The 22628-nt window shown below is 38.9% G+C and carries 25 protein-coding genes; 7 read left to right on the top strand and 18 right to left on the bottom strand.

Translation table 11 applies throughout. The features are described from left to right. Positions 1-236 precede the first annotated feature (236 nt). From DY109_RS09745 to flgH, 9 genes are all read right to left on the bottom strand, one after another. Complete coding sequence (locus DY109_RS09745; protein ID WP_023948133.1) at positions 237-752, bottom strand: DUF1104 domain-containing protein; 516 nt, start codon at positions 750-752, stop codon at positions 237-239. 163 nt (positions 753-915) lie between these two features. Next, on the bottom strand, positions 916-1173 hold the full coding sequence (locus DY109_RS09740) for an HP0495 family protein (RefSeq protein ID WP_023948134.1): 258 nt from the start codon (positions 1171-1173) through the stop codon (positions 916-918). Continuing rightward, entirely contained in the window at positions 1170-1613 is a 444-nt protein-coding gene (locus DY109_RS09735) for a YbgC/FadM family acyl-CoA thioesterase (RefSeq protein ID WP_023948135.1), read from the bottom strand. Before DY109_RS09735 ends, DY109_RS09740 begins: the two co-directional genes overlap by 4 nt. Before the next feature lie 65 nt (positions 1614-1678). Continuing rightward, a complete protein-coding gene (locus DY109_RS09730) occupies positions 1679-1867 on the bottom strand; it encodes a hypothetical protein (protein ID WP_023948137.1) in 189 nt (62 codons plus the stop codon). Further along, positions 1864-2460, bottom strand: coding sequence for a hypothetical protein (locus tag DY109_RS09725; protein WP_023948140.1), 597 nt, complete (start codon positions 2458-2460; stop codon positions 1864-1866). The genes DY109_RS09730 and DY109_RS09725 overlap by 4 nt, the downstream gene beginning before the upstream one ends. Before the next feature lie 70 nt (positions 2461-2530). Next, positions 2531-2737 (bottom strand): hypothetical protein, encoded by a 207-nt coding sequence (locus tag DY109_RS09720; RefSeq protein WP_023948141.1) that lies wholly within the window; start codon positions 2735-2737, stop codon positions 2531-2533. Between the two features lie 38 nt (positions 2738-2775). Then, positions 2776-3816: a glycosyl transferase gene (locus DY109_RS09715; RefSeq protein ID WP_023948143.1), complete on the bottom strand. Its 1041-nt coding sequence runs from the start codon at positions 3814-3816 to the stop codon at positions 2776-2778. Next, positions 3813-4559 carry a pseudaminic acid cytidylyltransferase gene (pseF, locus tag DY109_RS09710; RefSeq protein ID WP_023948144.1) on the bottom strand — a complete coding sequence of 249 codons (747 nt, stop codon included), beginning with the start codon at positions 4557-4559 and terminating at the stop codon, positions 3813-3815. The genes DY109_RS09715 and pseF overlap by 4 nt, the downstream gene beginning before the upstream one ends. Positions 4560-4590: 31 nt before the next feature. Continuing rightward, complete coding sequence (gene flgH, locus DY109_RS09705; protein ID WP_034549645.1) at positions 4591-5304, bottom strand: flagellar basal body L-ring protein FlgH; 714 nt, start codon at positions 5302-5304, stop codon at positions 4591-4593. Between the two features lie 87 nt (positions 5305-5391). Here flgH and DY109_RS09700 point away from each other — a divergent pair, with 87 nt between their 5' ends. The 3 genes from DY109_RS09700 (at position 5392) to DY109_RS09690 (ending at position 7927) form a co-directional block, all read left to right on the top strand. Further along, positions 5392-5835, top strand: coding sequence for a GatB/YqeY domain-containing protein (locus tag DY109_RS09700; RefSeq protein ID WP_023948146.1), 444 nt, complete (start codon positions 5392-5394; stop codon positions 5833-5835). After that, a complete protein-coding gene (locus DY109_RS09695; RefSeq protein WP_051404634.1) occupies positions 5835-6779 on the top strand; it encodes a S1-like domain-containing RNA-binding protein in 945 nt (314 codons plus the stop codon). The genes DY109_RS09700 and DY109_RS09695 overlap by 1 nt, the downstream gene beginning before the upstream one ends. Positions 6780-7174: 395 nt before the next feature. After that, a complete protein-coding gene (locus DY109_RS09690; protein ID WP_023948148.1) occupies positions 7175-7927 on the top strand; it encodes an SDR family NAD(P)-dependent oxidoreductase in 753 nt (250 codons plus the stop codon). A 93-nt stretch (positions 7928-8020) separates the two neighbouring features. Here DY109_RS09690 and DY109_RS09685 read toward each other — a convergent pair whose 3' ends face one another. The 7 genes from DY109_RS09685 to DY109_RS12145 form a co-directional block, all read right to left on the bottom strand. Further along, positions 8021-9568 (bottom strand): hypothetical protein, encoded by a 1548-nt coding sequence (locus tag DY109_RS09685; RefSeq protein ID WP_147291190.1) that lies wholly within the window; start codon positions 9566-9568, stop codon positions 8021-8023. A 79-nt stretch (positions 9569-9647) separates the two neighbouring features. Continuing rightward, entirely contained in the window at positions 9648-10463 is an 816-nt protein-coding gene (locus DY109_RS09680; RefSeq protein WP_114997532.1) for a hypothetical protein, read from the bottom strand. After that, positions 10444-10659, bottom strand: a complete 216-nt coding sequence (locus tag DY109_RS09675; protein WP_114997530.1) for a hypothetical protein — start codon at positions 10657-10659, stop codon at positions 10444-10446. The genes DY109_RS09680 and DY109_RS09675 overlap by 20 nt, the downstream gene beginning before the upstream one ends. Before the next feature lie 27 nt (positions 10660-10686). Beyond that, positions 10687-11505 carry a class I SAM-dependent methyltransferase gene (locus DY109_RS09670; protein ID WP_115737856.1) on the bottom strand — a complete coding sequence of 273 codons (819 nt, stop codon included), beginning with the start codon at positions 11503-11505 and terminating at the stop codon, positions 10687-10689. Next, on the bottom strand, positions 11502-12728 hold the full coding sequence (locus DY109_RS09665; RefSeq protein ID WP_112058877.1) for a glycosyltransferase family 9 protein: 1227 nt from the start codon (positions 12726-12728) through the stop codon (positions 11502-11504). The genes DY109_RS09670 and DY109_RS09665 overlap by 4 nt, the downstream gene beginning before the upstream one ends. Beyond that, a complete protein-coding gene (locus DY109_RS09660; protein ID WP_112058876.1) occupies positions 12725-15271 on the bottom strand; it encodes a GDP-mannose 4,6-dehydratase in 2547 nt (848 codons plus the stop codon). Before DY109_RS09660 ends, DY109_RS09665 begins: the two co-directional genes overlap by 4 nt. After that, entirely contained in the window at positions 15259-15864 is a 606-nt protein-coding gene (locus DY109_RS12145; protein ID WP_235148561.1) for a glycosyltransferase, read from the bottom strand. The genes DY109_RS09660 and DY109_RS12145 overlap by 13 nt, the downstream gene beginning before the upstream one ends. Here DY109_RS12145 and DY109_RS12140 point away from each other — a divergent pair. Further along, positions 15775-15981, top strand: coding sequence for a hypothetical protein (locus DY109_RS12140; RefSeq protein ID WP_235148557.1), 207 nt, complete (start codon positions 15775-15777; stop codon positions 15979-15981). The genes DY109_RS12145 and DY109_RS12140 overlap by 90 nt on opposite strands. Here the strand turns inward: DY109_RS12140 and DY109_RS12135 are convergent. After that, a complete protein-coding gene (locus DY109_RS12135) occupies positions 15978-17285 on the bottom strand; it encodes a glycosyltransferase (protein ID WP_023948163.1) in 1308 nt (435 codons plus the stop codon). The genes DY109_RS12140 and DY109_RS12135 overlap by 4 nt on opposite strands. A gap of 74 nt (positions 17286-17359) precedes the next feature. After that, positions 17360-18148 (bottom strand): flagellar basal-body rod protein FlgG, encoded by a 789-nt coding sequence (gene flgG / locus DY109_RS09650; protein WP_023948165.1) that lies wholly within the window; start codon positions 18146-18148, stop codon positions 17360-17362. 202 nt (positions 18149-18350) lie between these two features. On the opposite strand from flgG, the gene DY109_RS09645 reads away from it, so the two are divergent. From DY109_RS09645 to DY109_RS09635, 3 genes are all read left to right on the top strand, one after another. Then, complete coding sequence (locus DY109_RS09645) at positions 18351-18995, top strand: outer membrane protein assembly factor BamD (protein WP_023948167.1); 645 nt, start codon at positions 18351-18353, stop codon at positions 18993-18995. A 9-nt stretch (positions 18996-19004) separates the two neighbouring features. Beyond that, positions 19005-21494, top strand: coding sequence for an endopeptidase La (gene lon / locus DY109_RS09640; protein WP_023948168.1), 2490 nt, complete (start codon positions 19005-19007; stop codon positions 21492-21494). 128 nt (positions 21495-21622) lie between these two features. Beyond that, positions 21623-22615, top strand: a complete 993-nt coding sequence (locus tag DY109_RS09635) for a hypothetical protein (protein ID WP_081714901.1) — start codon at positions 21623-21625, stop codon at positions 22613-22615. The last annotated feature ends 13 nt before the right edge of the window (positions 22616-22628 follow it).

Raw genomic sequence — 22628 nt, 5'->3', positions numbered from 1 at the left:
ATAAGTTCTATTTCCTCGCTCAAAACTTCACAATCTATCAAACCCTTGCAAACCCTTGCAAACTCATCTTAAAATCTAGAATTTCTTAATGCGCCATTGTGTTTGACATAAAATCTAGAATCTAAAAGTGGATTCTATGAAAATAAAAAATGGCATAGATTCTAGTTTAATTCCCTCTAGACTCTTCGCTGTCGCTTAAGTGATGACGACAACATAGAATCTTACACAAACAAAGCTTATTTTTTCTCTTTATTTTCTTTATTTGTATTGTTTTTATCAGCTTCATTGCGTTCGCCGCACTTTGGTCTCTTCTCAAAGTCTTTTCTATCCATTGCGCCTTTTGCACCTCCAAAATGCGCACCTTTAAAATGAGAGCAGTCGCCAACGATAAATGGAAGATTAGATTCTCGGATTTGCTTTCCGCTCATTGTGTCTGTTTTGGCTTGTATAGCTTTGCATACATCAATAGCTCGTTGTTTGGCAAGCTCGGGTGAGAGTTTTTTGAGATTTTCTGCGCGTTGCTTGTGGATTGCAAGTTTGAATTCTTTGGCTTCATTGTAGAGCTTGGCATTTATACGTTTGTTTGCCTCGATGATATAATCAGGCTCATCAGTCGCGCTCACAGCCCCAGCAAGAGCGATAAAGTCTTTGTCGCTTTTTTTGCTAAAATCCGCTGCATGAAGCAGTCCGACACTAAAGATTCCGGTTGTCGCTATGATTGCAATTTTTTTCAAAAGGCTTAAGTTTTTCATATGTAACTCCTTACATTTGGTTAGATTGTTTGAAACAAACGCAAAAAGTATAAGCAAACAATATAAAGTGAGCGTGAAGCTATTTAAAAGATTAAAGCTTAAAGATTACGCATAAAATTATATAGAAAGCAGATTAGAGGGCGCGCAAAATAAAATATTAAAATTAAAGTACCATTTTGATTTCATCATGTTCGCAGAGTTTGGCAAATATCGCGTTTCTCTCTTCTTCATTATCGACACTTGTTATGAGGTGCATAGAGACAAAAGTCCCTTTGTGTGAGTGGTTTTTTATCTCAAGTCGGTATGGTTTTTGGAGAATATCACCAACGATATGCTCGATTGCGTGCTGATTTTGCCCGATGATTCTGTATTCCCATTGGCATGGATATGAAATATCAGGCTTTCCTTCGATATGTCTCATATTTGTGTCCTAAAAATATCTAGAAATTCTCGTGGAATGGGCGTTGGCTTTTGTTGTGCGACATCAATATAGCCCATTTTGAAAGTCGCGCTAAAGATTTTATCGTTTGTATGAGCGTGTGTGGGCGCGTTTGTGTGTGGTTGCGCGGTGTTTTGTGCGCTTTGGGCATCTTGTATTTTGAATATTTCTTGAATCAGAATCATTTGGACTTTGCCTATTTTGGCAGGTTTTGTGTGCACTTCAAGCAAATCCCCAAGCCTTGCAGAGCCCAAAAACTGCGCCTCAAGCGAGCTAACGACAAATCCGCAAGTCCCATTATGTGGCAATTTACCCTGCGCAAAAAATAGCTCACTTCTAGCGCGCTCACAGAATTTAATGTAATTTGTATGATAGACAATCCCGCCACAATCGGTATCCTCATAATAAATTCGTATCTGCATTACCCAAACGCCTTATTGTTTAAATCTCATCATTGCAATGCTTTGCTTTTTATTTAAATGTTTCATCATTTAAAAGTTCCATCAGCACTCAAACATTTTGTCTGGCATTGATTAGAATCACAAATGGTTTTGCATTCTGTGGCTCTGAAGCTTCCTTGCGCTTTTGGCTTTTTGTAGCAACCACCAAGAAATAAAGAGCTTATGATGAGAGTTATCATAGCATAGAGCGTGAGTTTTGATTGTTTTAGCTTCATTCTTTGGCTTCTCCATTTTGCTGTGTTTCTTGTGCTTCTTGTGTGGTTTTAGATTCTGGCTTTGGTTCTTTAAATGGCTTCATAAGCTCTTCCCACGATGCTTCAAATGCTTTTTTGATGAGAATCTGCTTGTCTTCTTTGGATATGGTGATTACTTTTCCAAGCTCTAGGAATTTTTTATCAGTGATTTGCAAAGTCGCGCTTCCGCTTGATTGCTGCTCGCGTGTGGGTGAGGTGAGATGAAATAATATAGTAACTTTTGCGGTTTTGGTCTCTTGCGCGGTGAAAGTCGCTTCTTTCACATCTGATCCTAATGAATCCTCATAACCCACTTCGATTGTGCTTTGCGGAGGCAGAATCTCACATGTGGCGTTGATATTATGAATTGCAAGCGTGAGAATCTCTCTTGCATCAAGATTAAGCTCATTGGTTTGTGGCTTGCCTAATACCAAATCAGTAACATTTGGGCATTGAAGCTCTTGGGTTACGACTTTGGCTTTTGTTGGTTCATTTTGTGATGCAAGGCAGCCACTAAGCGATAATCCGATAAGCCCGATCATTAATATGTGCGTTTTTTTACTTCTATTACTCATACAAACTCCTTTGAAAAATAGCATTTATTATACAAAATTTTTATTGTGTTGTAACTTGTAGTTTTTAAGTTTAGCGAACTTTTTGGCATGCCTTATCATCGCCCATCATACATTCTTTTTGGAGTTTGTGAAAAGCTTTGAGATCATCTTGGCTTTTTTGTTTGAGTGCATTTATTTGGTGCTGATACACAAAATAAAGCGCGATACACATAATAATCATAAAAAAAATATCGCTTGATCTGAATTTGATTTTTTTGCAAAAGCTACATAATGCCATTTTTGCTCCTTCTTTGCTCTTTGTGGTTTGGTTGTGGATTATAGCATGAAATGCTCTTTGATACGATATGTTTGCGTGCCAATGGGGATTGATTCAAGGAGCTTGGAGCAGTGTTTTCTTTGCTTACTATTTAAATTTATATCTGTGGTGAGATGTCGCAAGGTTGAGATTTTCATTCCGTATTGACTAAAGGCATTGGCTTGAAAAAGTTGATTCTGCGCTACGATAAAAATAATCGTAGGAAGGGCATTGAGTGCAAGCTCATATAAGCTCTGCCCGCCCGCACAAATAGCAATATCACACAAAGTCATAATCTCACAAAGCTCTTTGGGTGCTATATTGCGGTAGATTCTGTGTGGAAGTGTTGTTTGTGGGTGGTTGGCATTAAAAGCACCTAATATAATATGTAGGCATATTTTGTTATCGCAAAAAAGCGGGCTAGATTCTAGGGCGTGTAAAACTTGTTGCGTGAGATTGTCCTTATCGCTTGCGCCAAACATCACAAAAACATTTTGGATTCTATCGCGTGTAATGCGAGGTTGCTTAAAGATTTGGTTTGCGAGATTAAACTCCGCGCCAAAAAATCGCTTGAGTGGGGCAGATTTTATGGATTGTGTGGATTTGGCGTGTGTTTTGGTGTTTTGGTTGTGTGCTTTGGCAGGATTATTTTTTATATTATTATCTTGATTATTTATTTTATTTTGTGCGTTGAGTGCGCCATTAAGCACAAATGCGTCTTTGGGATAAGTGCGGAAATAATCATCAAGAATCAAGAGCTTTTTTTGCGCTTTATTATCTTTATTGTCTTGCGCCCCTAAAACAATCTCATAAAAAGAGCTATCATCAAGCAAATAACTATCAATGATGATGTGCGAGCATTTTTTGATTAAATGTGTAAAAGTTTGTTTATTGAGCCAATTTATAGAGGAGGAATTTTTTGGCATATATGATGTGCTTATGTGTGTTTGATTATTATAAATCCAAAACTCTTGAGAATCTAAAACCTCAAGCAATCGCTCACATCGGCTGATATGTCCTCCGCCAACGCTTTTGCCCCATTCTGTAAAAACACCAATCATTGCGCTTTGTCTTTTGTGATTTTGTGTGTGGTATGAGATGTGGCGTTATGTTTGAGCTTTGCGCGGTATTTGGCTTTGGCGATTTGCCAATCAAGTGGCGTATCAATGTCTTGAGCAAGGCTAGATTCTAGGATTAGCGCCATAGAGTGGGTATGAAAAATCAGCTTTTGTGCCAAAAACGCGCTTGCTTTGCCAAAATAAAGCACACCCGCATCGACAAACACAGAATCTAAATCTTGCGAGCGCGATTGCTCAAATTGCGAAAACAAAAGATGAGGTGCATTGTGCGTATCAAGCGTGAATGCTCGCAATGGCGATTTTTCAAGCTTTGTCGCATAGAATACATATTCTTTGTTTGGATTTTGGGTGAGATGGGTATAGGCTTGCGTGATATGCGTAGAATCTATAAGCGGTGCGGTAGGATAAAGACAGCACACAAAGCAGGATTTGAGATCATCTTGGCTAAGTTTAAGTGCTGTGATAGCATGCGCGATCACAGGAAGTGTGGCGCAAAGATCGTTGCTGAGTTCTTTTGGGCGCAAAAATGGTGTTTGCGCGCCATATTTTTGGGCGATTGTGGCGATTTTTGCATCATCAGTGCTGACGATGATATGATCAAAGATTTTAGATTCTATGGCGTTTTGGATAGAATAAGAAATGATTGGCTTGCCACAGAATTGCTTGATATTTTTGTGCGGGATACGTTTGCTACCGCTGCGGGCTGGGATTATGCAGATATTCATTGAGTATCCTTTGGGTTTTGTGCTCTAGAATCTAAAACGGATACTCTCTCTCAATCGCTTCCGCTGCTTCTTTTTTGTGGTTTGTCGCGCCGATTGCCCCCAAACTCGTATAGGCTATTTTGGAGTCAGAGATGTATTTTGATGAGATTGTATTATCTCGCTGTATGTCATAAGGTCGTATCACGCCACTAATAGTAACCAAACGCTTTTCGCCATCCATAAGCATTTCATTATGCCCATATACAAAATAATTGCCATTTTCCATAACCTTGAGGATTCGCGCGGTGATAGAAAATCTCAAAGTATCATTGCGAGATTGCTGCCCGCTTCCTTTGAAGTTGGAGTTGTCATTTGATTTGATAAGTGAGTAATTAATTGAATCATTGAGCTCTTGGGCTATTTTTTTGTTGTTTTCGTTTTCGCCATTAAATGTCAGCGTGGGTGGATTGACATTGCCATCGCTTGTTTGGGTGTAGTTTTTGGAGCTTTGCAGGCTTGCGTTTGAGGTTTCATCAATGAGGATTGTGATAAGATCATTTGGGCGCATCGCTCGCCTATCTGCAAATAACGGACGCTCGCCTTGCCCAAATAAACTTCCTGCTTGCTGTGGCGTAGGCAAAAACTCTTTGCTTGGCATTTCCTCTACATAATCAGGCGGATTAAAATTCATTTGTATATCCGCCCCAAACATCAGACTTACACTCATTAGACTTGTAATGCCAAACATCAAAAAAGCTTTTTTCATCTTGTCCCTTTCTTTACCATTGAGGTTATTTTGAGCTTGTTTTGATATAATAAAGCAAAGTTTATTCCATACCAAAAAGGAGCAATCATGAGTCAAATCAAAGAAAAATTACAAGCCGATCTCAAGGAAGCGATGAAAGCACAAAATACATTTTTGCGCGATACGATACGAATGCTTAATGCCGCAATCAAGCAGGTTGAGGTCGATACAAGAGAAGTGCTTGATGATACAAAAATCATAAAGATTCTAAAAACCGCCTACAAACAACGAGAGGACGCCGCTATTGCTTATCAGCAGGCAAATCGAGAGGATTTACTTGCCAAAGAAAAACAAGAAATGGAGATTATCTCAACTTATCTTCCAAAGCAATTAAGCGATGATGAATTGCGAGAACGTATTTGTAAGATCATTCAAGAATTAGGTGCAACAAGCCAAAAAGATATGGGAAAAGTTATGGCGCAAACAACACAACTGCGCGATGTAGCTGATGGACGCAGAATCTCTGCTATGGTTAAAGAGTTGTTGCAATAATGCGTATTGGCTGTTTGAATACTTTGCAAATCGCGCGCTTCACGCAAAATGGTGCGTATTTGTGCGATCCACATAATCCACATAATGAAGAGTCTTGCTTTGTCGGCGAAAAAGAGTATAAAGAAGTGTTATTGCCTCAAAAATTCCTCAATCCTCAAATGCATCTCGGCGAGATGATTGAGGTGTTTATCTATACAGATTCTCTTGATAGGCTTGTGGCGACAACCCAAAAGCCAAAGGCGTTGCTTGGCGAGATTGTAGCTTTGAGGGTGGTTAAGCAAGAGGCTATGGGGTGTTTTTTGGATTTGGGATTGGATAAGGATATTTTTATGCCGACCAAAAATCCAAAACATTATCAGATAGATTCTCTAGCTGTCGTGCATATCACGCAAGATAAAAGTGGCAGACTCATCGCAAAGCTTGGAATCAAAGAGATTCTCAAACCCTGCACTTTTAAAAACTTCTATCCAAAAAGGGTGCGTATTTTGCCTTTTGCGCGTAGTAATCTTGGCGTCTCTTGCGTTGTAGAGGGGAAATTTTTGGGGCTTGTGTATGAGAAAAATGCGCTTCAAATCGGTATAGAATCTATCGGATTTGTGCATAAGGTGCGCGATGATGGCAAAATAGATATCCATCTCCAAAGCGCAAGTAATGTCGCAAATGACGCGCAAAAAATTATGGATTTGCTTGGCGTAGCACGCAAAAACACAAACCAGAATCCAAATACAATGGGCAAAAAAGTGAGTAAAAAAATAGAATTAGAACGTGAAACAAAGAATGAAATAGGGGGCGAGATTCTTGCATTGCATTATGATAGCAGTCCAGAATCTATTTTTGCTACATTGCATATGAGCAAAAAAGCCTTCAAGCGCGCGTTAAGTGCATTGGTAGCGCAGGGAAGGGTGGAGGTTGTGCCAAAGGTTGGGATAAAAGCTAGAATTTAGATTTTTTATTTTCATGAGAGCTAAATCCTCTCTTTTTAGCATATTTCAGGGAGTTTGAATTTTTAGCCTACAATGAACACTTAATGTTACACTTTTTTGTGTTTTTGCTTGCCTAAAAATTTCTACACAATCCCAAAATCTGCCTAAAAATAGAGGATTTCTTTACACCCCTTTGTATTTGCATAGATTCTAGAATCTAAAAATCAAAAGTGGATTCTTATGGATTGCCACGCAAAATTTGAAAATTTTGCTCGCAATTGAGGGGGCAGGTTTGTCATTGCGAGGACGATAGGACGAAGGAATCTAGTCAAAATAGATTGCCACAGCCCTAAAGGGCTTCGCAATGACAAAAAAATAATATAGAATCTAGAATTAATTTTATAAGGAGTTGAATCATGGTTATAATCATTACAGGAGCAAGTGTTGGTTTTGGGCTTGCGTGTGCGAGGAAATTTGCCAAAATGGGCGATAAAATCATAGCGATTGCGAGGCGCGAGGATAAGTTGCTTGCATTGCAAGATGAGCTAGGGGCGGAATCTTGCGCGATTATTGCTTGTGATGTTACGCAAAGCCAAATGCTTGAGACAAAAATTCAAGAAGTGCTTGATTCTCGTGGTTGGGGCATTGATGTGCTGATTAATAACGCGGGATTGGCATTAGGGCTTGCACCAGCAAATGAGTGCGATATTGCGGATTGGGAGAGAATGATTGAGGTTAATGTCCTTGCTTTGGTGTCTTTGAGCCATTTTGTGCTTCCGATAATGATCGCCCAAAATAGCGGGCATATCATTAATATCGGCTCTATTGCCGGGAGTTATCCATATCCTGGAAGCACGGTTTATGGGGCGACAAAGGCATTTGTGAAACAATTTAGCCTTAATTTGCGCGCAGATTTGTATGATAAAAACATTCGCGTAAGCAATATTGAGCCGGGTCTTAGCGGAGGAAGTGAGTTTAGCCTTGTGCGATTTAAGGGCGATTGTGCGAGGGCAGATAGTGTGTATGAGGGCACAACACCCCTGCTTCCTGAAGATATTGCCGAAGTTGTGTGCTTTGTCGCGCATCTGCCCGCGCATATCAATATCAATCGTATCGAGATGATGCCAACAACGCAAGCCCCAGCGACGTTGAATGTGGCAAAGCGGTAATTTCGCTCTAATTGCTATCCTCTAATTGCTATTATTGTAGGATTTTGGCATAGCTTGCTAGATTAGATTCTATGCTAAGATTCTAGAATCTAGCTACTGCACTTCATAAACCCTCACAAACAACGGCGCACCAAAGATATTTTCAGACACTCTTGGCACAGATAGATATGAGCGATAAGTTTGTGATTCTTTGAATATATATTTCAAAATCGCTTTGAAATTGAGATTATACACGCCAAAAAACTGACTCTCAAAAATAAGCTTATAGCGCGTATTGAGGTCATTAAGGTATCGCTCATCTACAAAATCTTTGGTCAAATTATCAAGATAAAGCAAATCCCCCTTTTTGGGCGTTGCTACTTCATTGGAGTTAAAGATACTCAAAGGAGAATCTAAGTTTGTAGTATATGCAGTAGAGGGGTTTGCTTTGCTTGTTTGCAAATCAAAATCTTTTGCGCCATAATAGTGCAAAAAATCCTTTACAAATCCATAAAGCATAAGTCCATCTGGATCGCGGTTTTGCCCGAGTAAAAATATATTTGGTTTATCGTGAGTGTGCGTGTATTGCGCCATAAACTCCATAGCTTTTGCGTAATGTGGCGGAAGCATTTTAGTTTTGGTGTAGGTGCTAAGTGAAAGCGGAAGATTGATAGCACAATGCAAAATGAGCGTCAAAATCAAGATTGGCTTGAGGGGTTTGAAGTAGATTTTGGTAAAAAACAACGCTGGAAGTAAGCCCATAATATAGCAAGGCGTAAAATAATATGCCCAAAAAAATCTCAGCACAAAATAGCCAAACCCAACTCCAAGCGCGCCTAGAAGTAACGCATCATAGAGTGGATAGAGGGTTTTATTTTTGCAAAAATCCACCAATCGCACAATCACAATACAAGAGAGATACACAAATACAAATGGATGATTTAAAAAAGTGTTGGCTATATCTTTTATTACAATCAAAAATCCATTTGCTGTTTTTTGATCAAATGGATTGCTTATCTGTATCTGCGGAATGATAAAACTTACATAAATTCCTACAAAACAAATCGCTGATACAAAAAGTGCTAAGGCTAGGATATGCGTTGGGTTTGAGCGGATAAATTCTAAGAAAGTAGATTTTTGGTGGTGTAATTTTGCTTGTAGTAACTTTAAGACAAGATATAAAGCTCCAAATCCACCGATAAAAATAAAATCTGTCTCTTTGTAAAAAAGGCTAATAGCTCCACTCAAAAAGCACACAACAAACCAGAATCTATGTGGATTTTTCTGTGTCATATAGAGCGAGAGTGCAAAAATACTTAAAAATATCATTTGCATACGTTCAGGATAGCAAATACCTGTGATAATCATAATAAAGCCAACATTCAAAAACACAACTACAAAGACGATAAGAAGTGCTAGAAATGTGGATTTAGATTCTGCTCCCCAAATGTATAACACAAGCTTGTAAGCGATAAATGCCATAAAGAAAAGATCTAGAGCATTTACAAAGAAAAATAATTTTGGGCTTTGAGAAAACTGCCTAAGAAAATTAAGATCCAAAAACCCAAGCGGATAAAATCTCCCAATATGCGGAAAATAACCATTAGGAACGGGCTCTTGATTGAGGATATTAAAAAACATCCATACATCATCGATTTGCAATGGGTGCGCGGCGTTATAGTATATCCCCCCCCCAATAGGACATATAATAGCCCTATAAATATTTTTTTGTAAATGTTCATTATGACTCCTTATAAGTAGTATAAAGTGGAAGATTTTGGATAAGCCTTTGGCGATCCTCTCCGCTTATGAAATTAAGACGACCTTGTGTGTCGCGAGATTGTCTTGCATTGTGCTGATTGCAATAGCTTTTGAGGGGTTTTGTTTTGAGAAGGGCGGTTTTGGATTCTAGGCTTTTATGGACGAAAAATAAATTTGTCCCGCTAGAATCTGCCCCGACAAAGTTATATCCTTTTGTTTTGCCTAAAGTGATGAGGGCATTTATACTTGCACCAAAGTATAACCCACTATAATGCGCCTTAAATCTATCAAAATCCTCACGATATGGCACGCTTATGTGTTTTTCATCTCCAAAAAGAGCATTAAATTCAATCACTACAATCGCAGGTGTGATACAAGTAATCGCCTCCCATACAAAATAATCCACACCATCAATATCAATGCTTAAAAGCGCGACATTCTCAAGCTTTCTGCTCTCAAGCCATTGCTGGATTAGGGTATTGATATTTTCGCGCGTGATAAACGCACATTTTGCCTCTAAATCGTGTCTCCAATAAATCTCATCTTGCTGGATAAAATGTATATATTCTTGCGATCCGTCCATAACCAATCCTTGCCAATTGCGTTTTTTGAGTAAAAATCGAGTGTTAGATTCTGTGTAGTTTTGCACGCCAAACTCCACAAAAGCATGAGGATATAAGCAAGCACTAGAATCTAACCCTAGTATTTCTACCAAAAAATCTATCATTCCATCTTCTCCATTTTGACTAAATACGCGAAATTCAAAATCTTGCAAATCACATTGTGCTAATTGCACTAGTGCTTGACTTTGCCCCCCCCCCCAAAGGAATATTAGAGGTATTAGAAGTGTGTAATATGATTTGTTTATATCGTTCAAGATGTTGATGTGAGATGATTTTGGCATTACACATAGCAAACGTGTCGAGTTTAGATTCTATGTTGTAAGTTAGAGTGTTTTTGAGTTTTGTTTTGAGAGTGCGGATAAGTTTCATGAATTCTCCTTTTTATGTTTTTGGATTCTATGCAAACGCGATTGCCTTAACTTCGTAGCTAAAGACTTGTGGGCTTGGAGCATGAAATGCGCTATTTGTGGCTTTATTCCATATTTTTGTCTTGAGGATATAAAGGCTCAAAAGGGCTTTTTTGATGAATTTTTTGATACCACGACTTCCAGCCAACGCGTCTTTGTCGATGATTTTCACATCACTAAATCCAGCCATTTTCAGCACATAAATCAAACTTCCTGCTGTAAATAGCGTATTATGCGTGAAATCCTCATACGCCCAGTAGCAGCCAGTGGCACTTTGGGCATTTGGCACAGCGACAAAAATTTTACCATTTTTTTTGAGGATATGCTCTCTAAAGTGCTGAAGCGTGGAGATAATGTTTTGCTTTGGTAAATGCTCTAAGCAATGCGTGGTGATGATGAGATCAAATTTTTCTTTGGGCTTAAAACTCAAAATATCCTCAATACACAACGCGTCTATCCCTAATGATTTGACATATTCAATCGCACGCATATTAATATCTATCCCGCATAAATAATATCCAGAATCTATTTTTTGTGTAGGATTGCTTTGGTTTGTCTCTGCCCCCCCCCCCATTGCGCTATTTTCATTGTTTTTAGAGCTTTTGTAGCTTTGAGATTTTTTTGTATCAAGAGATTGTATTGCGTTGAGTGTTTGCCCAAACCCACAACCAAAATCTAAAATTCTAGCATTTGCTTCTAAGCCGTCTAAAACCTCTTTAAAATATGCCGGTAATGGCACATCTATATAAAGCTCTTCGCTTACGCCTCTTGCGCTGAAATATTCTTGTGAATGCTCTTTTGTATTCATATTTGCTCCTTATGTAAAAATTGAGATGTAGAATCTATGATAGAGATGATAGATTCTGGTTTGATTTCGTTTATATCAAGATTGCTTTTGTAGGCAAAGGCATTGCTTAATTGCTCGTATTTATCGAAGTTGTCTTCGATAAAACGGTGAAACACCGGGTAGTATTTATCACTTAGCCTTTTGGGGTAAGGGATAAATCTGCCTAGGTGGTTGCCGTTAGACACGACGATAACTATCGTCGTGTCTAAGAGAGTGCCTAAATGCGCGCAACCTGTTTCATTACTTATTAGGTAGTTGCCGTTATACACGAGCGAGCCTAACTGCGTTAGGCTCGTTTTTCCTGCGAGATTGAGGATTTGGGGTTTGGTATTATGTGATTGTGTATTGTTTGTGATGAGTGATTGAAGATGCGAGGCATTTGCTCTGTCTTCTATGCCTCCGCAGATAATAATATGCTGATGATAATGCGTGGCAAGATATGAGCCGATTTTGGCGAAATGCTCTATACTCCATTTGCGATATGCTGCACTTGCTCCGATAAAAAGCACGCTATATGATTTGGCATGAAGCGGTGCAGAATCTACAAAGCAAGATGAAAGACTTGGCAGGGTAGAAGCATTGATATAAGGGCTTGGCTGGGTTTGGAGATTGATAGCATGTGTGAAAAATTCCATATTGCGATAGAATTCAAACATTACTTGTGGTGCGCAAGGTGTGAGCTGTGTGTAGAATCTATCAAAATATGTTTTTTGGGCTGGGGTAGAATTCACACAATCCCCAAGTGGAGCGATTTTGTTTGGTGCATTGACATAAGAGATGAGTATAGAGGTTGCAATATCTCGAGAATACATAGGATTAAGGCATAGTGTAAAGCGCATTTTTTTGAGCTTGTAAAGAAAGCAAATCCGATACATAATATTTCTGCTAAAGCTTTTTGGCTTAAACCACAAAAATGTATCGATAGATTCTCTATCAAAGCATAGCGCAAGGTCGCGATAGCTGGCATTGCCAAGAAGTGTGATGTGATAGTTTGGGTATGTTTCTCTTATGCTTGATAAAAATGGGCGAAATAATAAATAATCCCCAATCGCATCTGTGCGGATAATCAGCAGTTTAGATGGTGGAATAGGGCGGACAAAAAGCTTTGTAAGGATTGCAAATGTGGATTTTGCAAATGGCTTTATTGCACGCTTGATGTGATGTGATAGAGATGATGGCTTCATGCTGCTGCCTTGAAATCGCACAAATCGTGTAATCTGTGCAATTTAAGCGAGCTAGAGTGGTGCAAATGCAAAGTTGGCAGGCAAAAATTATGCGAAAATCTATGAAAATCAAAGGATTCTAGCGCGCTGTATTTGGCTAAATGCGCGTTAGAGATAGAAAAAGATACATAGAGAATTTGCGTTTGGGGTTTTATTGTCTTTGGATTCTGTTTGAGGGTTGGATTTGCTTGGCTTAATTTTTTCTTAGCCCCCCCCCCATTTGATATTTCTTGCTTTTGAGCATTTATCATAATTTCTATAAGTTCTTCAAAGCTTGTATTTTTTGGATTCCAGCCGAGTAGTTTTTGGGCTTTTTGGCTATCGCCGATACTGCTTGCAATATCAAGCGGACGAAAATAATTTGGATTAACCTCGATTAAGATTTTTTTTGTGTGTTTATCTCTGCCTTTTTGGTTGATTCCGCTACCAAACCATTCTAGCTCAATGCCAACTTTTGCAAACGCAATCTCACAAATTTCTTTAATGCTATGCTGCTCTCCAGTGGCGATGACAAAGTCTTCAGGTGTGCTGTGCTGCAACATAAGATACATACACTCAACATAATCTTTTGCATAGCCAAAATCGCGTCTAGAATCTAGATTTCCAAGATAGAGCTTTTCTTGCGTTCCATTTGCGATTTGCACTGCTGCTTTGACTATTTTTTTGCTTACAAATTCATCGCTACGCAAAGGCGATTCGTGGTTAAATAAAATTCCATTGACAGCAAAGATTTTATATGCTTCACGATAATGTCGCACCATATAGAGCGCATAAAGTTTGGCTATGGCATAGGGTGATTTGGGATCAAATGGTGTGAGTTCGTTTTGCGCTCCTTTGGCATTGCCAAATATTTCAGAGCTTGCGGCATTGTAGAATCTAGTATCAATTCCTATGCTTCGGATTGTCTCTAATATCCGCAAAGTGCCAAGCGCGATAGAATCCGCGGTATTTTGAGGCATAGAAAAGGATTTTTTGACATTTGAGATGCCGGCTAGATTATAGATTTCATGGGGTTTTGTTTTTTGCAGGATTTCTACAATCGAGCTAGAATCTGTGATGTCGCCATAGTGGTAAATCACTTTGTGCGCTGGATTTGTAAAATATAAATCATCATAATGCACGAAAGTAATATCACGAAAATATGGTAAATGGCGCACGATGATATGCACTTCATAGCTCTTTTGTAGTAATAATTTCATCAAAAAATATCCATCTTGTCCGCCTGCGCCAATAATGAGTGCTTTTTTCATGCCTTGCTCCTGTGGTTTGGTTTGTGCGTGGGCTAAAATGTGCGTTTGGCTTTGGGTGAGATTTTTTGTGTGTGCGCTGGATTTTGTGGAATCCATGGTAGAATCTAGGCTCAAATCCGTGCTAGAATCCATAGAACCTACAAAATCCATAGAATCCACAGAATCCACGCGATTTCGCATTTTATGATTTATCGCGATTTCTTGATAAAACTCCATTGTTTGCTGATAGGTTTTCTCCCAAGAAAAATCCTCTAGTCGCTTGCTTGCATGAGCGGTAAGAGAGCGGGCTAATTGCGGGTTTTGGAGGATTTGCTCTATTTGAAAAGCTAGATCTTGTGCTTTGTGTGGCTCAAAATATAGCGCGCAATCAGTGGCGATTTCTCTAAAAACTGCTATATCGCTTAGGATTGTAGGGCATTTGGCAAAAAAAGATTCTAGAATCGGAATCCCAAATCCTTCATAAAATGAAGGAAACACAAAGCAAATCGCGCCTGCATAGAGGCTATAAAGCTCATCATCTTTGGCTGCATAGCTGATAAAATGGGATTCTAGGTTGAGGGAATTTAGGAGTGCTAATTCTTTTTTGCTAAAATCCGCCCCCACGCACAGGGCTTTTATATGCGGGTATTGCTTGATAATGTGTTGCATTGCATAGACAAAGGTATCAAAATTTTTATAGCCTCCTCTATTGCCTACAAACAGAATGTAAGATTCTGGTGTATTTAGGCGGATTTGCTTTTTTGTGAGGCTGTGTCCAAGATAAATGACTTTGATTTTTTCAGGGGGGATTTTTAAAATCTTAACGAGATCTTTTTTGGTTTGGTGAGAAATCGCAATGATTCCATCAGCTTGAGCGCAGTTTTTTGCTTTGAGCGCAGAAGTTTTGGTGTCGTGTTTGAAATACGATGAGGCATAAATCTCATGAATCATATCATACACACTCACCACGACAAGAGTATCTTTAGGCTTTTTGAAGTGCTTATAATAGCTAAGATGATACATATCAAATCTGCCACTTTTTAGCAAAAATCGCTCAAAATATTCATTTAGATTCCAAATGAGCCTGTTTTTGCCTTTGAAATGCGATTTTTTGGTGAATTTGTGGAGATAGAGATTTTCGCTATAAATGATTGGGATTTTGGCGTTTTTGTTGCGAATGTATAGCTCAAAGATATATCGTGAGATTCCGCCTACAAATTGGGTTGAGAAAATATCATGAGAATAAAGAATTTTTAGGGATTTTAGGCTACGCATTGATGACTGCCTAAGATTTGATTATTGATGTAATGCAAATAATCGTGTGGGCGATTATTGTGGTGGTTATTTAGAGATGAGGAGAAAGATCGGGTATAGAGAATGATAAGGTATTGTCTATGCCCCCCCCCCATTTGAGATTTATATATTTTCTTATATGCTTGTATGTATTGCATAGCAACTTTTTTGGAGCTAAAATTTTCTATTGCACTTTGGCGCGCGTGCAAAGAGAGCGTGGTGTATGCACTAGAATCTAGATTCAAAACCCACTCAATTCCGCTAGCTAGATCTAAACTATCGCCTTGAGTGGCAAGATAGCCATTGTATTTGTGAGTAATCATATCGGCATTACCGCCTATATCAAACCCAACTACAGGTGTTCCGCAACTTAAAGATTCCATAATTGCATTGCTTAGATTCTCTGCAAGCGAAGGGGTAACAAACACATCACACGCATTATAAGCAAGAGAGAGTGTGTTATCATCGTGGATAAAGCCAAGATTGTGCGTAGTGATAGTATCAAGCGGTTCTGTATAGCCACCAAAGATGATGATTTCACATTTGGCTTTGAGCGAGTCATCAAGGCATTGCAGAGCGATTGTAAGCTCTTTGAAGCCTTTGCGCTCAACGCTAGTGCCACCGATAGCACCAAAGCCGATGAGTTTTTTATTTTGAAAGTGGAGCGTTTGGAGTATGAAGAGTTTGGCTAAGGCTTTGTTAGCCCCCCCCCCAAGAGGTTTTTATATGTTTGTATGTATTGTGAGGCAACTTTTTTGGAGTTAAAATTTTCTATTGCACTTTGGCGTGCGTTATGGCTTAGAGTTTCATACGCACTAGAATCTAGATTCAAAACCCACTCAATTCCGCTAGCTAGATCTTTAGGCTCATAGCATTGCGCGAGATAGCCGTTGTGTTTGTGCCGCACAATGTCTTTAAGCCCGCTTGTATCAAAGCTTACCACAGGAGTGCCACAGCATAGAGATTCAAGCGCGGTTTGTCCAAAAGATTCGAAATGGCTTGGCACGACCATTACATCAGCTGCGCTATAAAGCAGACTAAGTGCAATATCATCATTTAAATGCCCGACAAAATGTGTGGTGATACCTTCTATGGATTCTTTTTTAGATTCTGTTTGTGATGCTTTGTCATACCTTGCACCAAATACGACAAGCTCGCATTTAGCTTTGAGCGAGTCATCAAGGCATTGCAGAGCGATTGTAAGCTCTTTGAAGCCTTTGCGATCTATGCTTGTGCCACCTATGGCTCCAAATGCGATGAGTTTTTTGGGCTGTGTGAGATGAAGTAGTGTGCGGGCTATGTGCTTTTCTATGGGGGCGTATGTTTGGGTGTTGATTGGATTTGGTAGATTGATGATTGGTTTGTCTTTAAAGAGTGCAGAATCTTTGGCGCATTGTGCGATCCAGCGAGATAATCCATTTATCGTGAGATTTGTAAGTTTTTTGTAGGTGCGCATTTTGCGCCTAAAAGTAAAAAAGCTAATGTCAAATCGGCAATGAGATTGCAAAAGCGGACAAAATTTACAATGAGTGCCAACCCCTATACAGGCGGCTGCCACTATGTGGCAGCCGCCTGTATAGGGGTTGGCATCATGTAAGCTCCAAATCATCGGGGCTTTGATAGATTCTAGATCTTTTGTATTTATAAATCCATTTTGAATCCAATGTAAATGCACAATGTCAGGCTTGAGGGCATTTACCATATCAACAAGAGCACGATTTCTTGGCGTAAAAAACGGCAGATTTGGTGAAAAAATATCTTTATGTCGTTTAGGATAAAGCATAAGCGGAAGAGTGCTTAAATGTGGGCGGATAACTTTTTGCATAAATTTTTGGAATTTGGTTTGTGCGACGCGCCTTACATTTGGAATATCACAACTCTTCTCCCCTGTCAAAACAATAGAATCCACCCCAGAATCTAAAAGTGCCTGATGAAGCCGTAAGCACGCTCGCCCAGCACCACCAGAATCTATGCTTGTCAAATGGATAATCCGCATGTATTTCCTTACACTTTTAAATTCAAACTCGGCATTATAGCATTATTTGATTTGTTGAGAATCTATTTTGATGCTTAACGTTTGAGTGAATTCACGGTTTGAAGCATTGCATCTGCTGTTTGAATGGTTTTAGAATTTGCCTCATAGGCTCTTTGCCCTGTGATAAGATCAGTCATCTCCTCTACAAGCTTGACATTGCTTAGCTCCAAAAATCCCTGCCTTAGTGCGCCCAAACCTTCTGTGCTTGGAATGCCTACGATTGGATCGCCTGAAGCATTGGTATTGATAAAGAGATTATCTCCTAATGAATGCAAGCCTGCAGGATTGATAAAATTTGCTATCTCAATTTGTCCTAAAACATTGCTTGCGCCATTATTAGCCTGCACGACGCTTACCGTCCCGTCAGTGCCTATGTTGATTTGGGTTGCATCTTGTGGAATCGTGATTTGAGGTTGTAGCAAATAGCCTTGCGCATTGACGAGATTACCAGCATCATCAAGCTTAAATCCACCATCTCTTGAATACGCAATCGTGCCATCTGGAAGTTGGATTTGAAAAAATCCCTTGCCTTCAATTGCGACATCAAGGTTATTTTCAGTCTCTTTTGGACTTCCTTGAGAAAACATTTTTTGGATAGCACCGGGTCGCACACCAAGCCCCACTTCAATGCCTGTTGGCGATAGAGTCGTCTCGCTTGTCGCACTTCCTGCGTATTGGAGCGTTTGATAAAACAAATCATTAAATTCTGCTCGTTGTTTTTTGTAGCCTGTGGTATTGACATTGGCAATGTTATTTGAAGTTGTATCGATTTGGAGTTGCTGTCCTAGCATTCCTGTTGTTGCGGTATAAAGTGAGCGCATCATTGTGAATCCCTTACATAAATTGATAATAACTAATGCCAAAGAAGCAAAAACAATTCCATATTAAAATTTAATGCTATATTTTCTATGGATTTCATATCAATCTCTATCGACTCAAAACACAAGCACACAAACACAACTTCATTCTTTCCATTAATCCTTTTTGGGTTATAATAAACGCTTTAGTTTTTACAAGGATTTTGGCTTGAAATGTAAAAAATACATCGTTGTTATTGCACTTGCTTTTGTGCTGATTTCTTGCGATAAAAAAACAGATAATGAATTTAATAAACCCGCTTTTTATTGGTATCAAAATATCATCAAAGAGATCAAAATGGGGAATTTAGAAGGCGCGGATAATTATTATGCCTCATTGCAAAGCGAGCATATTAATTCTCCTCTTTTGCCCGAAGCGATGCTAATTCTTGGGCAGGCTCATATGAGGAAAGAAGAATATGTGCTTGCTGAATTTTATTTTGATGAATATTTGAAACGTTTTGCAAATTTTAGCAATAGTGATTATGTCACTTATCTAAAGCTTCAAAGTCGCTATTATGGGCTCAAAAACTTCAGCAAAGATCAAGAGTTTTTTTCTTCGAGTTTGAGTGATTTTGATGATTTTTTGGATAAATATCCTACAAGTCGCTATGCGCCATTTGTCCAGACTATGCAAATGCGCTTTGTGCTTGGGCAAAACGAACTTAATCGCGGAATCATTAATGTATATAAAAAGCAAAAAAAACAAGAAGCTATGCAAAAATATCAAGACAGAATCGATATTAGCCTTGATGAAGAAGCAAAGCCAAAACCCTCAAAAATACCTTGGTATGTCAAAATGTTTAATTGGTAAGGAGAGTAAATGCCAGCACAAAGTTTGAATAATTTTCCAGCGGTTATTCCCGTTATCATCGAGGAGGAGACTTTTATTTATCCTTTTACGATAGCACCGATTTTTTTGTATGACGAAGACAATATGAAAGCGGCAAATAAGGCATTAGAGCAAAATGATTTGATTTTTGTATGCTGTGCCAAAAATAATCCAGAATCCTCAAATGAAGATAATTTCTATGATGTCGGGGTGATTGGGACGATTATGCGTAAGGTATCACTGCCTGATGGAAGGGTAAAGCTTCTTTTTCAAGGGATCACAAAAGGTAAGATTCTCTCTATCGAGAGCAAAAATCCGATAGAAGCGATGGTTGAGGTTATCGCGTATAAAGATTATCATCTTGATAAAGTCGAAGCGATGATGAAAGTATTACGCGAGAGGGTGCAGGCATTAGCAAATATCAGTCAGGTTTTTCCGCCTGATCTTTTGAAAACTATTGATGATAATAATGAGCCAAATCGCGTGATCGATCTTATCGCTTCGACTTTGCGCCTCAAAAAAGATCAGTCCTACAAGCTTTTTGCCAGCGATGATGTAGAAGAGCGATTGATGATGCTTATAGATTTTGTGAGTGAAGAGATACAAATCCAAAATCTCCAAAAAGAGATAAAATCGCGCGTGCATAATAAAATGGAGCAGACAAATCGCGAGTATTTTCTCAAAGAGCAATTACGACAAATCCAAAAAGAGCTTGGCATAGATAAGCAACGTGATGAGGAGATTGAGCAATACCAAAACAAACTAGAATCTATCAAGGGGTTTTTGAACGAAGATGCGTATAAAGAAATCCAAAAGCAAATCACAAGACTTTCGCGAATGCATCAAGATAGTGGCGATGCAAATATTTTACAAAATTATGTCGAATGGGTGCTTGAGATTCCATTTGGGCAGTATGCAAAAGAGAGGCTATCAATCAAAAATGTCCGCAAACAATTAGATTTAGATCATTATTCTTTGCAAAAGCCAAAAGAGCGAATCGTAGAATATTTCGCAGTCAGAGAGCTTCTCGCACAGCAGCAAAAATCCTCTAAAAAACAGGATTCTAAAAGCTCTAATGAGAATCTAGATTTTGGAAATTCAAACGACAAAACCGACAAAAAGCTAAGCAGTGAAAAAGCAAGTGGCAAAGGCACAATATTGTGTTTTTATGGACCGCCGGGCGTTGGCAAAACAAGCCTTGCAAATTCTATCGCAAAAGCCATTGGGCGACCACTTGTGAGGATTGCTTTGGGTGGATTAGAAGATGTCAATGAATTACGAGGGCATAGAAGGACATATATCGGTGCTATGCCAGGTCGGATCGTGCAAGGACTGATTGAGGCAAAAGAGATGAATCCAGTTATGGTGCTTGATGAGATTGATAAAGTATCGCGAGGCGTGCGGGGTGATCCTACAAGTGTGCTACTTGAGATTCTCGATCCGGAGCAAAATGTTGCGTTTAGAGATTATTATACAAATTTTAGTGTCGATCTCTCGCAAGTGATTTTTATCGCCACAGCAAATGACATCACAACCATTCCAGCACCATTGCGAGATCGAATGGAATTTATCTCTGTATCAAGCTACACACCGCAAGAAAAAGAGCAAATCGCATTCAAATACCTTATCCCTCAAGAGCTTAAAGAACATGGTTTAAGCACAAAAGAGCTTGACTTTAGCAAAGAAAGCATAAAAGTGCTTATAGAAAAATACACAAGAGAGGCGGGCGTGCGGAATCTTCGGAGGGTGCTTGCTTCTATCATGCGAAAAGTAACGACACAGATTTTGGAGAATCCAAAATTTAAGCCAATCAAACTCACGCCAAAAATGATTCCGGAATTTTTGGATAAGATTGTTTTTGAAATCGATCCGACACAAAAAAAGCCGCGTATTGGCGTTGTCAATGGGCTTGCTTGGACGAGCGTGGGTGGAGATTTGCTCAAAATCGAAGCGATAAAACTTCTTGGTAAAGGACAGCTCACACTCACAGGAAGTCTAGGTGATGTGATGAAAGAATCCGCTCATATAGCGCATTCTGTGGTGAAGGTTTTGTTTGATAATGGTGAGCTTGCGCTTTCAAAATCCAAAAAGCAAACTACAAAAAGTAAAAAAATAGATTTCGCTAAATCAATTTATAATCAATATGACATTCATCTTCATGTGCCAGAGGGCGCGACCCCAAAAGATGGACCAAGTGCTGGGATCGCTATGGCGTGCGTGATTGCATCTATTTTGTGTGAGAAACCAATCCGAGGCGATATTGCAATGACAGGCGAGCTTACTTTAAGTGGCGATGTTTTGCCAATTGGCGGACTAAAAGAAAAACTTATCGCAGCGCATAAAGCTGGCGTAAAGCAGGTGCTTATTCCGGTGAAAAATTTTGAACGCGATTTGGTAGAAATCCCTGATGAAGTCAAAAAAGATCTCAAAATCACAAGTGTCCGCACAATTCAAGAAGTTATAGATCTTGCGTTGGTGTAAGATCGTGGAGAATCGATAGGGGTAAATCCATAAAATCTAATTAAAAGAACAATGAATGCAAAATTATTATTTACTTATAGTGCGTAAATATATCATAAAGCTTATTTGTGTGTGTGCCAAGCAAAAAAATGCGACGTAAAATCCGAAGAGCAATGGCACAACCCAAAATTATTCCTTTAGTAGAGATTGATAATGTAATTCCAAAAGATGTATTAGACAAAATAGAATCTTATGACAATGCTTTTTATTATAAGCACAATAGTGAGATTCTTGTCGGGGGGGCACATAGAGGCTTTTTTGAGCTTGATTCCAAATCAAAAGATACCAAATCCCCGCTTAATCCTTGGGCTTTTGTGCGCGTCAAAAATGAGGCTATCACACTTAAGGCTTGCTTAGAATCCATACTGCCAGCAATCCAACGCGGAGTGATTGGCTATAATGACTGCACGGACGGAAGTGAGGAGATTATTTTAGATTTTTGTGCTAAGTATCCTAGCTTTATCCCATATAAATATCCCTTTGAAGTGCAAATCAAAAGTCCAAAATCCCAAGAGAATTATTTGTATGAGTATTATAACTTTGTCTTGAGTAAAATTCCAAAAGGTGAATGGCTTATCAAAATTGATGTTGATCAGATCTATGATGCCAAAAAGCTTTATAAAAGTTTTTATATACCAAAGAAAGATTATGAGTTAGTATCATATAGCAGACTTAATGTTGGTATTGAGAATAATAAAGTGTATGTAGAAAATGGCTCTTCATCAAAATATTTGCTTACACCGGGCGATCGTTGGTTGATTAAAAATGTTTATCTTAGTTTCAAAGAGTGGATAGTAAATCCAGAAGCAGACCCTAAGGATTTTTGTTATTGTGAAGTTCTTGGATCTACAAGAGATGGCAGTATGTTACGAAAGCATTATGCAACCGAATTGCCTTGTTATCATTTTGCATTTATTAAGGATTACAGAAAAATTACAGATTTTTCACACAAAGAGCATCGGATAAGTCTAAAAGAGTTTAAAAAGCTAAATCCAGATGGTATTATAGGCACAAGGGATCCGGCATTGCTTAATGAGGAAGAGATTTTAAAGATTTATAGAGGGTTTAATTGGAGCAAATAAGAATCTAGATAAT

The sequence above is a fragment of the Helicobacter fennelliae genome, from assembly GCF_900451005.1.
GTDB classification, from domain to species: domain Bacteria; phylum Campylobacterota; class Campylobacteria; order Campylobacterales; family Helicobacteraceae; genus Helicobacter_B; species Helicobacter_B fennelliae.
Note: the sequence above shows the minus strand (reverse complement) of the source record. Positions and strands in the feature narration are given on the sequence as shown.